This is a genomic window from Phormidium sp. FACHB-592 (genome assembly GCF_014695795.1).
In the GTDB taxonomy this organism is placed as follows: domain Bacteria; phylum Cyanobacteriota; class Cyanobacteriia; order Leptolyngbyales; family Leptolyngbyaceae; genus Stenomitos.
The window spans coordinates 48,510-61,947 of the sequence record NZ_JACJOZ010000038.1 but is presented as its reverse complement, the minus strand read 5'-3'; the positions used below and the strand labels follow the sequence as shown (position 1 = coordinate 61,947).

The 13,438-nt window shown below is 47.1% G+C and carries 12 protein-coding genes and 1 pseudogene; 2 read left to right on the top strand and 11 right to left on the bottom strand.

All coding sequences use genetic code 11. From position 1 onward, the window contains the following. Positions 1-91: 91 nt before the first annotated feature. The 9 genes and pseudogenes from H6F86_RS10380 to H6F86_RS32175 form a co-directional block, all read right to left on the bottom strand. A complete protein-coding gene (locus H6F86_RS10380) occupies positions 92-808 on the bottom strand; it encodes an alpha/beta hydrolase (RefSeq protein ID WP_190448526.1) in 717 nt (238 codons plus the stop codon). Positions 809-895: 87 nt separating this feature from the next. Beyond that, complete coding sequence (locus H6F86_RS10375) at positions 896-1,717, bottom strand: alpha/beta hydrolase (protein WP_199305199.1); 822 nt, start codon at positions 1,715-1,717, stop codon at positions 896-898. 110 nt (positions 1,718-1,827) lie between these two features. Then, on the bottom strand, positions 1,828-2,121 hold the full coding sequence (locus tag H6F86_RS10370; protein WP_190448525.1) for an isochorismatase family protein: 294 nt from the start codon (positions 2,119-2,121) through the stop codon (positions 1,828-1,830). Next, positions 2,102-2,287 (bottom strand): hypothetical protein, encoded by a 186-nt coding sequence (locus H6F86_RS10365; RefSeq protein ID WP_190448524.1) that lies wholly within the window; start codon positions 2,285-2,287, stop codon positions 2,102-2,104. Before H6F86_RS10365 ends, H6F86_RS10370 begins: the two co-directional genes overlap by 20 nt. Further along, positions 2,284-2,415, bottom strand: a pseudogene (locus tag H6F86_RS33125) (histidine kinase); the annotation flags it as partial. The pseudogene H6F86_RS33125 and the gene H6F86_RS10365, both read right to left, overlap by 4 nt. Before the next feature lie 201 nt (positions 2,416-2,616). Then, positions 2,617-2,769, bottom strand: a complete 153-nt coding sequence (locus tag H6F86_RS10360; protein WP_190448523.1) for a hypothetical protein — start codon at positions 2,767-2,769, stop codon at positions 2,617-2,619. A gap of 462 nt (positions 2,770-3,231) precedes the next feature. Then, positions 3,232-3,861 (bottom strand): response regulator, encoded by a 630-nt coding sequence (locus tag H6F86_RS10355; RefSeq protein ID WP_190448534.1) that lies wholly within the window; start codon positions 3,859-3,861, stop codon positions 3,232-3,234. A 21-nt stretch (positions 3,862-3,882) separates the two neighbouring features. Next, the gene (locus H6F86_RS32180) at positions 3,883-7,323 is read right to left on the bottom strand and encodes a PAS domain-containing protein (RefSeq protein WP_242033462.1); all 3,441 of its coding nucleotides are present in this window, start codon (positions 7,321-7,323) and stop codon (positions 3,883-3,885) included. Continuing rightward, positions 7,324-9,864 (bottom strand): serine/threonine-protein kinase PknK, encoded by a 2,541-nt coding sequence (locus H6F86_RS32175; protein ID WP_242033461.1) that lies wholly within the window; start codon positions 9,862-9,864, stop codon positions 7,324-7,326. Between the two features lie 238 nt (positions 9,865-10,102). On the opposite strand from H6F86_RS32175, the gene H6F86_RS10345 reads away from it, so the two are divergent. Both H6F86_RS10345 and H6F86_RS10340 read left to right on the top strand, forming a co-directional pair. Further along, on the top strand, positions 10,103-10,246 hold the full coding sequence (locus H6F86_RS10345; protein WP_190448522.1) for a hypothetical protein: 144 nt from the start codon (positions 10,103-10,105) through the stop codon (positions 10,244-10,246). Positions 10,247-10,252: 6 nt separating this feature from the next. Beyond that, the gene (locus H6F86_RS10340; RefSeq protein WP_347240114.1) at positions 10,253-10,972 is read left to right on the top strand and encodes a transposase; all 720 of its coding nucleotides are present in this window, start codon (positions 10,253-10,255) and stop codon (positions 10,970-10,972) included. 921 nt (positions 10,973-11,893) lie between these two features. On the opposite strand, the gene H6F86_RS10335 is transcribed toward H6F86_RS10340, so the two are convergent. Together H6F86_RS10335 and H6F86_RS10330 are read right to left on the bottom strand one after the other, a co-directional pair. Next, the gene (locus H6F86_RS10335; protein ID WP_190448520.1) at positions 11,894-12,082 is read right to left on the bottom strand and encodes a hypothetical protein; all 189 of its coding nucleotides are present in this window, start codon (positions 12,080-12,082) and stop codon (positions 11,894-11,896) included. Next, positions 12,057-13,427, bottom strand: coding sequence for an epoxide hydrolase family protein (locus tag H6F86_RS10330; protein ID WP_190448519.1), 1,371 nt, complete (start codon positions 13,425-13,427; stop codon positions 12,057-12,059). The genes H6F86_RS10335 and H6F86_RS10330 overlap by 26 nt, the downstream gene beginning before the upstream one ends. Positions 13,428-13,438: the final 11 nt, after the last annotated feature.

Sequence of the window (13,438 nt, the reverse complement as noted above, 5' to 3'; positions counted from 1 at the left end):
AACCTGCACCAATCACAATGTAGTCATAGTGAGTCATGACGTTCTCCTCCTCTGTTCTCCGTAGAGGATTAATGTTGTTAGGTAGATGGGATTACTTCACAGCAGAGCTTACTGTCACAACAGAGCTTGCTGCTTCAATGATTAGGTTGGCAACCTCTCTGGGCTGAGAAATATAGGGCACATGGCTGGCTCTGATTTCAGTTGTTTTAGCACCCATTCGGTTTGCCATGAACCGCTGAAGCTCAGGGGGAATTGCCCGATCGTCTTGAGCTAAGAGGTACCAGGAGGGGATGGTTTGCCAAGCCGCGCTTTCCATTGATTGCTCAAAAGTTATGCTGGCGGCAGGCTTTTGCGTCACTGCCATCACCTGCGCTTCGACGGGTGACACGTCATGAGCAAAGACCTCGTGAAACTTCTCGCGATCGATGTAAAGGAAGCCTGCTGCATCCGGGGCAATGGCTTTGACAAGAGGGGAGGGAGCATTGCCAATTAACTGGCTAATGCTTTCATTTGGTCCTAGTGCCCAACCCGCAATATACACCAATGCTTTCACCTGCGGATTGCCAACTGCTGCGCCTGTGATTACGGCTCCACCGTAGGAGTGACCGACTGCAACAACAGGTCCGGGTTGGGACTCAATCACCCGCTTGGTCGTGGCAATGTCATCTGGTAGAGAAATCAGCGGGTTTTGCACAGCGGTCACGGTATAGCCATCCTGTAGCAACAGTGGAATGACATGTTGCCAGGATGTACCATCAGCCCAGCTGCCATGAACTAGAACGATCGACGGTTTAATTTCGTTGGACATATTAGTTATTCCTTGAATTAGTTGACGAGACACGCAGAGCAGTTTCCACTCAGTACGTGATCAATTGGCAAGAATTAGAGATTGCGATTACTTCACAGCAGAGGTTGCGGCTTCAATAATCAGGTTGGCAACCTCTTTTGGATGAGAGATATAAGCGACATGGCTAGCTTTAATCTCAGTCGTTTTAGCCCCAATTCGCTTTGCCATGAATCGCTCAAGCTCAGGATTAATGGACCGATCTTCCTGAGACACGAGATACCAGGAGGGAATTGTTTTCCAGGCTGCTTTGTCTACGGATTGCTCAAAAATTGTCTTAGCGGGTGGCTTTTGCGTCACTGCCAGCACTTGTGCCTCGGCAGGCGATACATCTTGAGCAAAGACCTCGTGAAACTTCTCGCGATCAATGTAGAGAAAGCCTGCTGCATCAGCTATCAGTGCTTCGGCGAGGGGAGGAGGGGCGTATCTGCTATTTAACTCGCTAGTGCTTTCGCCTGGCTCTGGTGCAAAGCCAGCGATATATACCAATGCTTTCACTCGTGGGTTGCCAGCCGCCGCAGATGTAATCACGTTTCCACCGTAGGAGTGACCGACTACCACAACGGGTCCCTTCTGGACATCAATTACCCGCTTGGTCATGGCAATGTCGTCTGACAGGGAAGTCAGCGGATTTTGCACAGCAGTCACGGTATAGCCATTCTTCTGCAACAGCGGAATGACGTGCTGCCAGGATGTGGCGTCGGCATTCGTACCATGAACCAGAACGATCAACGGTTTAGAGCCAGACGCTTGGGCTATTTCCTTTGAATTAACTGATGCTGGATGCATCGCGATCGATACGATAACGACAACACTAAATGCGAGTAGCCACAGCAATAATCGTTGAATGTTTTTCCATGTAAAAATCACCATTGTGATCACCTTTGTATTCCTAATACATTGCTGAAATTCCTAAAATGGGCTTTGTTGTTCGCATGATAAACTTGAGAGTTGGTGAAATTTGCAACCAGTGACATTTCGCGTTATGCCATTGCTGCTACAACCTCGTTTGTAGACAGAACTGCATTGGCAATATATCCATAGTTAATCAGTGCCGACTGATAGCCGTCGCCTAGCTCTGGATGTTGAGGAGCAGCCGTTGCATCCTTGATGACGAGAACCTCGACTCTATACTCAACCAGGTCGCGCAGGTGAGATTCGACACAGAGATTTTCCAGCATTCCCAGGAGAATCACTTTGCTAATGGAGCGCTTCCCTAGTTGCAAAATCAGGTCGTTGTTTCGCGAGCCAAAAACTTTATGAGGATTGACTATCAAGGTGACATCGGGTTGTAGTGCCGATATTAGTCAATGGCTTCCTGTCCATTGCCTGGTTGACCACTACTGTCATATCCGGCTCGTTTTCAATCATTGCAACAAGTCCTTGCCGCACAATGGCATGGTCATCAACAATCAGGACGCGAATGGCTGCGGATTGGCTCATACTGTCACCTCTCGATGCACAGATACAATGATTTCTGTTCCCTGCCCCAAGTGGCTTTGAATTGAAAGTTTTCCCCCAATCCGTTCTGCACGTTCGGTCATGCCCAACAAAGCAAACCCTTGTTTTAGGGTTGTATCATTGACTTCAAATCCTCGTCCATTATCTTTAACTCGTAAAGAGCATGTATGTTGACTCGTAGACTAGATCAATCCGGATCTCGTTTGCTCTAGCGTACTTAATGGCATTTGTAAATGCTTCTTGCCCAATTCTCAGCAGGATATTCTCAGTTTCAGGAGGTAACGCATACGGCGTGCCGCTAATCTCACAAATTAGGTGGGTCCGCTTGCAATATCCTGATGGATGCAGTCGATATATACTTTTCTGGCAATCTCTCTCTCAAACTGTGTCACATTCAGTCCTAGCTTGTCTGCGTACTCTGCCAGGTAGTCATCTCCTAGTTTCTGCCAATGATTCAATAACATCTCATGCATCTGCCAGAACTGCCCTTGTGCTGACGCTGCTGTGTACAAAGCTGTTTCTGAATGGTTTGAATTAAAGCATAAAGTTCTCCACATTAAGGTCATTGATAATCTCCATACGTAACCAGCGCAACTTTGGCATCTAATGATCCTTGTCGAGGATCTCGTTCACACGGTAGTACAGCTAATTGGTTGCTACTGCTGATTACTTCAACAGAAACATTATGATTCATTCTTAAACCTCTGAAGGGAAATAAGTCCCTGTGTAGAAGGTACCGTTCGATTCCTTTGCTTCAACTCCTATTGTTAGTCTGTATGGCTTACCATACCAGGCAAATCTAGGGCTGTCTTCAAATCAGAGTCTACATTTAAATAGCAGAATGACCATAAATAAATAGCCTGTGGTACCGGCATAACCTAGACTTAAGTTCAGTTTTTTCTCAAACTTAAGTTGGTACGAAGGGCTTAAAGGCTAGCAATTCCTCGTTTAAGAGCAATAATTGTTGCCTGGACGCGGTCTTTTGCTCCCAGCTTGCTTAGGATTCGGCTGATGTTGGATTTGACCGTGCTTTCGCTAATGTTTAAAGTCGTACCGATTTCCAGATTATTCATACCCTGAGCGACCAATCGAAGTATCTCTAACTCACGATCGCTCAACTCCGGACTGCTCATTCGCTGGATCAATTTAGCAGCCACATTCGGTGGAATATATTGCTGCCCATCGTGAACAGTACGAATGGCGGTTCGTAGCTCACTCGGTTTACAATCCTTCAGCAGATAGCCCTTTGCACCTGCCCGCAAGCCACGATAAATTTCCTCATCGCCATCATAGGTAGTCAAGACAATAATGCGAGCCATATTGAATTCTGCACAAATGGATGCGATCGCTGCTACTCCATCTATTTGAGGCATCCGCAAGTCCATCAGAGTGACATCGGGCTGTATTCGACGAAAGAGGTCGATCCCTTCGATGCCATTGCTGGCTCTACCCACCACCGTCATATTCGCCTCTTTGTTGATGATGTTAACCAGTCCTTGCTGGAAGATGACATGATCATCCACAATTAGAACTCGAATCGCAGTTCTCTGATCCACATTTGTCTGACGCAAGACTACCTACTCCCGACTCACGACAACAACAACTTCTGTACCTTGACCCGGTTGGCTTTGAATGACTAACTCACCCCTCATTTGCTCAACTCGTTCACTCATTCCCAGTAACCCAAAACCTTGACTGAGAGAAATTTGATTAACGTCAAAACCCCTTCCATCGTCTTTGATTCGCAATAAACACTGTGTCTCCTCGTACTCCAACTCAACCTGAATTGCTGTAGCATGAGCGTGTTTAACAGCGTTCGTGAGCGCTTCCTGTCCAACGCGCAACAGGTTATCTTCAACATCTGAGGACAACACATAGATTGCTCCAGTGACCTCACAGCTTACTTGAATATTGGTGGAAGATTTTATATCGGCGGTGAGACGGTTCAAGGCACAATACAAGTCCCCCTCCTCTAGCAGTTTCGGTCGCAGAGCAGTAACCGAGCGACGAGCTTCAGTGAGTCCACTACTGGCTAATTCTTCTACCGTTCGCAGATAGGTTTGGAGTGTTTCTAGATTTTGCGGGGCAAGTTCTGTAACGCTCTCTGCGACGGCGGCTGTGTGCATGATGATACTTGTGAAGGCTTGGGCTAGCGTATCGTGTATTTCTCTTGCCATGCGGTTGCGCTCGTTGAGGATGGATGCTTTCTGTTCCTGCTGACGCTCCCGCAGAGCCGCATTTCGCTGTTGGGTGACATCTGTGACTAAACCGTAGTAGCCTCGAACTTGATGATTGGCATCAAAATCAGGAATGAGAGAACCACTGACATAGCGATCGCCAAAAGGATAGGGCAATTCCGCTTCGTAGAGTGTAAGCTGTCCTGCTAGAACTTGATCAATATAAGGTTGAGCAACTTGATAAGCGGCTTCTCCAATGATCTCACGAATGTGCCTACTGAGAATTTCGTCCCGGCTACAGCCAAACCAGTCCTCATAGGTCTGGTTGACAAACCGATAGCGCAAATCGGCATCGACGTAGCTGATGCATACGGGTAGAGCGTTGGTAATCAATCGAAGTTGCTGTTCTCGCTCACGCAGTTCTGCTTCGCTTTCTTGTAACGCTGCCGTTCGTTCTGCGACTTGTTGCTCTAAGGTGCGATTGTAATCAGCTAACAGTTTTTCTGCCTGTTTACGCTCGGTAATGTCTTGAAAGGCTGCGATCGCATAAGCCACATTACCCTGTTCGTCAAACACGGGAGTGCCCCACACCTCAACGGGAATGACTGCGTTATTCTGATGAATTTCTAAATCGTTAGCTGTTGTCCGTTCACCACTCAATGCTCGAATAGATGGCAACCTCTCAGTAGGATAGGGTTGCTTTGTTCCTGCCAGATAAACCTGATAAACCTGTGTAAGCTGATCTAGAGCTACAGACGGATCACTTCCTTTGCCCACTAATTGAATCCCTCGCTGATTCATGTAGTAAGGGCGACCTACGGCATCTAATATGCTAATTCCCACTGGAATTGCTTCGAGGAATTGAGTGATTCGACTTTCGCTGGCGCGTAGCTTTGAGTAGAGTTTAGCGTTCTCGATCGCAATGGCTGCTTGAGTCGATAGTAGATGTAAGAGTTGCAATCGCTCTGGTGTAAACGCCCCAGTTGCTAATTGATTCTCCAGATACAACACACCAACGAGCTTACTTTGATTCAGCAGCGACAAACAGAGAAGCGATTGAGTTTGGTTATGTTGAATGTAAGGATCATTGATGAAATTCCCCTCACGAGCTGCATCATTCAGAATTACAGCTTCATGAGTCCGGATCACGTACTGAATAACGGATTCGGGTACGCGAGTTGCCATTGGAACTGATTGCAGCACTTGCGTCATACAGACCTGCTCACTATCAGCCAGTTCACAAGACGCTTCGATTCTCCATTCGCCTAAACTTTCCAAAAATAGACAACCAGTTTGTGCTCCCGCATTCTCGATTAGGAGCTGCATCAAAGAACTGAGCAACTGCTCCAGTTCAATTTCACTCGAAATTGCCTGAGCTGCTTTCATCACTGTTGCTAAATCCAAAGCAATATGTGAGGTATTTGAAGTGGTTCCAGCAGTAGTGCGAATTGACGTATCAGCAACACCCGATGACTGAGGAAAAAACTGGGGATAGCGAGTCTCTAAATCTTTGACTTTTGCAGTTGCTCCCCACCGCTCATAGCAGTAATGGGATTCCTTCATATAGAGCTGAGCAAACCTTTCTCGACCACGAGCCAGGTAATGTTTGGCAGCTAACTCATAGCTCAAGGCTTCTTCTTGAAGATACTCATTTTCTTTAGCACGTTGAATGGCTTGTTCATAAAACCCCTCTGCTTCAAAAAACTGACCCGAAACTCGCGCTTTCTCTGCCTCAACTAACTGAAATTTATGCAAAAAGTTCATGGGGGCGTGGTATGCCCATTTTTGCATCTTCTCCTGGTTAGCGTTGACGCGACTTAACCAGACTTCTTTTTCAGAGTTTGAAGCATTTGCTAACAAGCTCAGAACTATTAGGGAGTCATAGAAATAAAATATAGCAACAGAGATTAATCCTGTGGCTGCACTTAAATACGGTTCTGCCAAAGTAGCCGTTTTTGCAGCTTGCTCATACTCCCCGAACAGATAGCATAGAATCAGCTTATTTAAGTAAAACCAGTGAAGGCTAGTTCCATCCTTGACCGCGATCGTCCATGATAGTGCTTGCTCTTCGTCATAGAGACAACCCACTAAGCGACTTGGATTTTCAGATTGACCTCGCAGATTAAGGATTGTTTGTTGCAACATTGCCAGATAGGTGGCAGGAATCTCTCGTCTAATTTGATGGGTGGCTTTACGATAAATTGCTGTTTTTTGTTCCAGTTCTGTCAGTTCTTGTCCTGCAAAAAAGGGGTAATAACATACGTTAACTGCACAATAACTCGCATATTCAAACTCTCCACTTTCTATACCGCTTTGATAAGCTTCAGCTAAACTAGGAAGCGTCTCTTTAAGGTGGGCTTTCCGGTAAATGATACTAGAATTTACCATCAGCAATGCTTTAAAGCTGCCTCTCTTGTTATTTGATCGTTTCGCTAAATTTAAGGATAATTTGCCAAATCGATAGCCCAATTCAAAGTCTTGTACAACTCTACATAGCGTCATGCCATAGGCAGCATAACCAAGCAGCGACCACATCGCGTTTCCATAGGCGATTGATAAATTCACCATCTTGCACACAATCAGCACTAGCAGAGCGGGTGACACACTATAAGCCGAACCCAGTGTGCTGGCTAAAATATAGATTGCTGCCAGTGGTGCAGGTTCAGTCATCTCTGGCAGATCAATCAAATCTTCGATTTCCCACCCAGCCAATCGTGACGCGGTTTCCTCTAATTCTGCTTGAACATCTAACTGACTTGGAGCTTCCACTAAACGAATTCCTAAAAGTTGCAGCACTTCCAAGCCAGTTTTCAGGGCTTCTTTAGAGTCTCCCCGCGACATTCATGCTTGAATCCTGCTATCGTAAACTTTCACTGTGTCTAGCACCATCTTCGCACGGTTAAGCACTGCTTCTACAAGCCGCTCCATCTCGTCAAAGTGACCACTGAGGTATGCTGCCTCTGCTGCCTCTGAATGCAACGCCAAAGTTAGGTCATACTCATACTGCCAACTGTCCACATCAAGTAATTTAAGCCCTGTATTGAAATACTTGAAAGCTGCTTCATAAGCCGTCGCTGCCAGCGCTTTCTGACCTGCTTGCAAATTTAGTGTGGCAATCTCATTCCGTTTAGCTTGCTCAGTGATTAACTCAGTTCCACAATTCAGATGGTCAACAATTTCAAATAACCGCTCTGCTCGCTGCTCTGGCAACGTCTTTTCGAGTAAATTACGACCGATTTGCAGATGTACGCCTTGTTTCTGCGACTCATCGAGTAGAGCATAAGCAGCTTGCTGGACGCGATCGTGCAAGAACTTATAGTCCTGAACTAACAAGTCTTCGTCTAATCCAGAGATAGGTTGAATAAATCCCGCCTGTACCGCTGTTAATAAGTTCTGAAAAACGGTTGTAGGGGATTGCCCACATACGATCGCCAACGTCTCCAAATCAAATTCAGCCCCGATGCAAGCGGCTAATTGCAGAATTTGCTGTGTCACCTCTGGTAGTTTCTTTAACTTACTCAGCAACAACTCCACAACATTATCGGTAATATTCTGAGCTTCAATCTGAGTGATGTCCCACTGCCAGGTTCGTTGCTCGGTATTAAAGTGCAACAAATTTTCGCTGTGCAACGATCGCAAAAATTCGCCCACAAAAAAGGGATTACCTGCCGTTTTACACAACACTAACTGAGCTAAGGAACGAACCGTGCCTAGATGCTGTTGCATTGAATCAGCAATTAACTGATTCAATGGCTCTAGCGTTAAAGAGTTTAAGGCAATTTTCTGAAATATTACTCCTTGCTTCCGTAATTGCTTCAACATCAATGCGAGTGGGTGGGTTAAATCTACTTCATGATCTCGATAAGCTCCGATCAAAAGTAGGTGTTGAGCTTGATCATCCAATAGTATCAGTTCGATTAACTTCAACGTAGCAGAGTCAATCCACTGCAAATCATCCAGGAAGATTACCAACGGATGTTTTTTAGAGCAGAATACTCGTATAAACTGCTGAAAGACGCGATTGAAGCGATTCTGTGCTTCTGTTGCCCCAACCTCTGGCACAGGTGTTTGCTTACCAATAATTAACTCTACTTCCGGAATGACATCAATGATCAGTTGTCCGTTGCTACCTAATGCAGTAAGTAGGTGCGATCGCCACTGTTGCAACTGCGCGTCTGGTTCTCCAAGTAGTTGCTGCACCAACTTTTGCAGAGCATCCACAATTGCACTGTAGGGAATGTTGCGCCCAAATTGGTCAAACTTACCAGAGATGAAATAGCCATGCTTAATAGTGATGGGCTTGTAGAGTTCTTGCACTAAAGCTGATTTGCCAACTCCAGCATAGCCAGAGATCAATATCATCTCGACTTTGAGAGAAGAATTTTCTGCATTCCTCATTCCAGCTATTCTGTCGAACGCTGCCAACAATGCTGCAATTTCTGCTTCACGTCCATACAACTTTTGGGGAATGTGAAACTGATCAGAAACATCTTGTAAACCCAGTTGGATACTGCCAATTTGACTTGTTTTTGTCAGTTGTGCTGCACAATGTTCTAAATCTGCTTTGATGCCCCAAGCACTTCGATAGCGATCTTCTGCATTTTTTGCCATCAATTTCATCACAATGTCTGAGACAGCTTTAGGGATTGCTGCATTCAGTTCATGCACTGGAACAGGCTGTTTAGCAATATGACAATGAACTAGCTCTAGGATGTCTGTGGTGGGAAACGGCAGTTGTCCAGTCAGCAGTTCGTAGAAGGTGACACCCAGCGAGTAAAAATCGGTGCGGTAGTCCAGCAAGCGGTTCATGCGTCCGGTTTGCTCTGGAGAGAGATAGGCGAGTGTACCTTCCAAACCATGAGGACTTTTGAATAACGGATTGGTGCGGTTAAATCGGGTGGCAATGCCAAAGTCAATGATTTTAACAACGCCCGTTTCTAAGTTAAGGACAATGTTGCCAGGATTGATATCCTTATGAATAACTCCAGCACCGTGGATCCTGCTGAGAATGCCAGTGAGGTCGATCGCTAGCTGTAGAAATGCAGATAAGGACATTGGAGAAAAGTCTGGACGTTGCTGCATCCACTTTTCGAGAGATTCTCCACCAAAATCCTCTAAAAAAATGACGAGTGTGCGTTGATACTCCTGTTGGCTATGTGCCTTGATTACGCCTTCTAGATTAAGGGAGCGAGTAATCTGGTATTCCTGTTTGTAGCGCGTTAGTTCTTGAGGAGAAGGATAATTCTGCTTGAGCAGTTTGACGACGACTGCACGATTATCGTGCGCTCTAATGCCACGGTACACTAGAGACACGGAACTCTCATAGATTTTACTGTGGATGGCAACTCCAGGTAGGGCAATCATCATTTGAACTCTCCGCATGAACTCATGCCTTGCATCTAGCAATTTACCGCACTCATTCAGTGGTAGCAATCACCCAGGGTATTCTTCCAGTCTTTATCGTCGATGGCATTGGTAAAAGTAAGTTGGCAGCCAAGCTAGTGCGGCAGATTGAACCCTCTTTTGTTACTTGATGGGAAGAAATTAGATTTGAGTAGATGGGTTCAGATCAAAGAGATGACTGAGTTACGGCAACCTGTTGCAACGATTGGTTTCATTGATGACTATTGTCTCCACTACCACTCAGTATTTGGCAATGTACAAACTTACAGGGCTTAAAGACGGACAGAGCCTCCATCACTTTTTGCGCGATGCGACCTGGCAGGTTGAACAACTCAGAGCAATTCGGTTGTACCTGATTTAACAGCAGATTGGTGAGCGAGCAATCAGTTTGTGCATTGATGAAACTGGAGACCCCAAGAAGAAGGGCAAGGCAACAGACTATGTAGCGAAACAGTACATTGGCAATCTAGGTAAAACTGCCAATGGGGTAGTCAGTGTCAATGCTTATACTGTAGTAGACGGTCTCACTTATCCACTCCTATTCAAGATTTACAAGCCGAAGTTCCGTCTGAAAGGCAGCGATGAATATCAATCGAAACCTCAGATTGCCATTGAGATGATTCGAGAAATTAAAGCTATGGGCTTGAAGATTGAGCGGATACTAGCCAACAGTTTGTACGGCGAAAGTAGCGATGTAATCTGCGCATTAACGAAGCTGAAGCTGCCCTACATTGTGGCAATTCGCTCCAACCATGGGGTGCTGATGCCGAAAGGACAGCGAGTTCGTTACAACCGCTGGCGGACCTATGACCAACCATTAGCTCAACATCCAACACAACGTCACTACATTCGCGAAATCATTTTCGGTACGCGCCGCTCAGTTCGCTACTACCAAATCACTAAAGGCAGCACTGACAACCCAGACCGAGCCGACAGTTGGTTCATCATGACCCACTTAGGAGGAAACATCATCTTAGGAATTGGGAATCAGTACACCTTGAGAACTCGGATTGAGTATGGATTTAAGCAAGTGAGTCATGAACTGGGATGGCACGACTATTTGATTGACCGATTACAGAAGCATTGAACGTTGGTGGAAGTTAGTTTTTAGTGCCTACTTGCTGGTAAACTTGCACGCAGAACAGTTGAAGCAACAGGGGCAAGTTAAGCGGGATGATACCACCGGAGTGAATCCACAACTGTTGCCCTTTAGCCAGCATCGCTACTGGGAGCTGGGAATCACTTGGAAAAGTACATTGAACAATCTGCGCTTACTGCTGCAACCATACTGGTGTTGGTGTTAGTTAGAGGAATGGTTACACGTGTTTCCTGTTGCTGGGCTTAAGCATGCTTTGCATCATTTGATGGACAAGATGGATACCTTTCGCATTCTTCCATTTCCAATCTTGAAGTTGGCTTGAAATACATTTGATTGCTTATTTCTCTACCCCAGTAATAACAAAAGAGGGTTGAATCTGAATTTGAGGTTGTGCTGTAGCGATCGCTAACAATGGAACTGATCGTAGAACAATTGCTCATCCAATTTGGCTATCTTCCAATGCGATGTTTTACAATTTCAACTGGCTTTCTTCCTATTTTCCTCTGCTCCATTTCTGCTCTTGCTCTCTCCAGCAAACTATTTTTGCTATTTGGCTAACATAAGCTCTAACTTTGTCCTTACCCTGCTCTCTGTGAATCTGCGCCACATATGGGCTACCCAAAATCAGCATCAGATCCAGATGAATCCACGAGCAGGTTGATCGCTGAATACACCAATTGCATTCGCTGTGCAAGGAGCGATCAAAAAGCTTTCACCCGCACCGAGTACAAACTTGTCCTCACCAGCCCAAACGGTGAACTACCCCTCCAGCACATAGAGTTGTTCCGAATAGCGCGTGTGACGATGGAGCGGTGTTTGTGTACCCGGTGGAAGGTAGCCTTCGATCAGATCGTACTGACTACTAGTTGTGGTGTGATCGACAAGGATAGTAAGGCGAGAACCAAAAAGTCAGAAAGATTGTGTCATGAAATTGCTCCGATTAATGAACGTTTCAATGAACGTTTCTGGAGGCTCAATGAATGTGAAATGTCCGCCGTCGATCGCTGCTTCAAAGATTTCCAACTCAGAGTTAGGAATGGCTTGATTGATCCAGCCCTGCAATTCTTTCCAACTAACGCAGTGACCTGAATGCCGCACGGATTTCCTCGGAGAAGAGCTGCGGCTGTTCCCACGCCGCGAAATGACCGCCTTTATCGGCTTCATGGAAGTAGATCAGATTGCGATAAGCGCGCCGAGCCCAGGTCTCTGGTGCTCGATATATCTCCCCCGGAAATACCGTGATGGCTACTGGAAGCGAGATCTCGTTGGTCTTCTGCGCGATCGCATTCAAGAGGCTGTTCTTGTTCTCCCAGTACAATCGAGCTGACGAGACTGCGCTGTTCGTCAACCAGTACAGCGTGATATCGTCCAGCACCTCGTCTTTCGTCGGGGACTTTGCGGAATCGCTGCTGCTGCTTGTCCACTGGGTGAAGCCTGGATGCCCGAGCAGCCATGCCGCAAGTCCGATCGGTGAGTCCGTTATGCCATACCCGATCGTCTGCGGTCGCGTGCCCATGATCACGGCGTAGGCCCGTTCTTTCTTATTGAAGGTGTCGAGTGAGTCGAACGCTGCCCGTTCCTTCTCGGAGAGCCCCGCTGGCGCAGGTCCGCCGCTGGCGAGCACCGGGGCTACATCGGGCGGAATCGTTGCTGGCAAGTTGAGGTGGATGCCGAGTAATCCTGCCGGTGCCTGACGCGCCATGGCGCTAGTGATAGGGGATCCCCAGTCGCCGCCCTGAGCGACGTAGCGGGTGTACCCGAGGCGCTGCATCAGCTCCGCCCAGGCTCGCGCGATGCGATCAGGATCCCAACCGATGCCCGTCGGCTTGCCGGAGAAGCCGTAGCCGGGAATTGACGGGATAACCAGGTCGAAGGCGTCCTCCGGACTACTCCCATAGGCGGTCGGGTCAGTCAGCGGGCCGATGATCTTTAGCTGTTCAATGACCGATCCGGGCCATCCGTGCGTGACGAGCAACGGCAACGCGTTCGGATGTTTGGAGCGGACGTGGATAAAGTGAATGTCCAAGCCGTCGATGTTCGTGATGAACTGCGGTAGAGCATTCAACTTTGCCTCAGCTTTCCGCCAGTCGTACTTCGTTCCCCAGTAACGGACGAGCTCTTTCATCGTCGCCAGTTGCACACCCTGCGACTGGTCAGTGACAGTCTCCTTGTCAGGCCAGCGGGTTGCTGCAATGCGTTGGCGGAGATCGTCGATCGCCGCTTGTGGGACATGGACCCGGAAGCGGCGGATGGCGTTGTCTGCCGTCGCTTTGTCCACAACCTGAGCTTGTGCGATCGTCTGGGCGGATTGCTGCGCAAGCACGCGAGCGGGGGGAGCCAGAAATATCGCTGCCGCCAAGAGTGCGAAGAGGAGTCGCGAGAGGATGAAGGCACCTGAGGTGCGGGCTTTGGTTTTGTAATGTATTTTTTTCAGTTTAGTCATGGGGTTGTCTC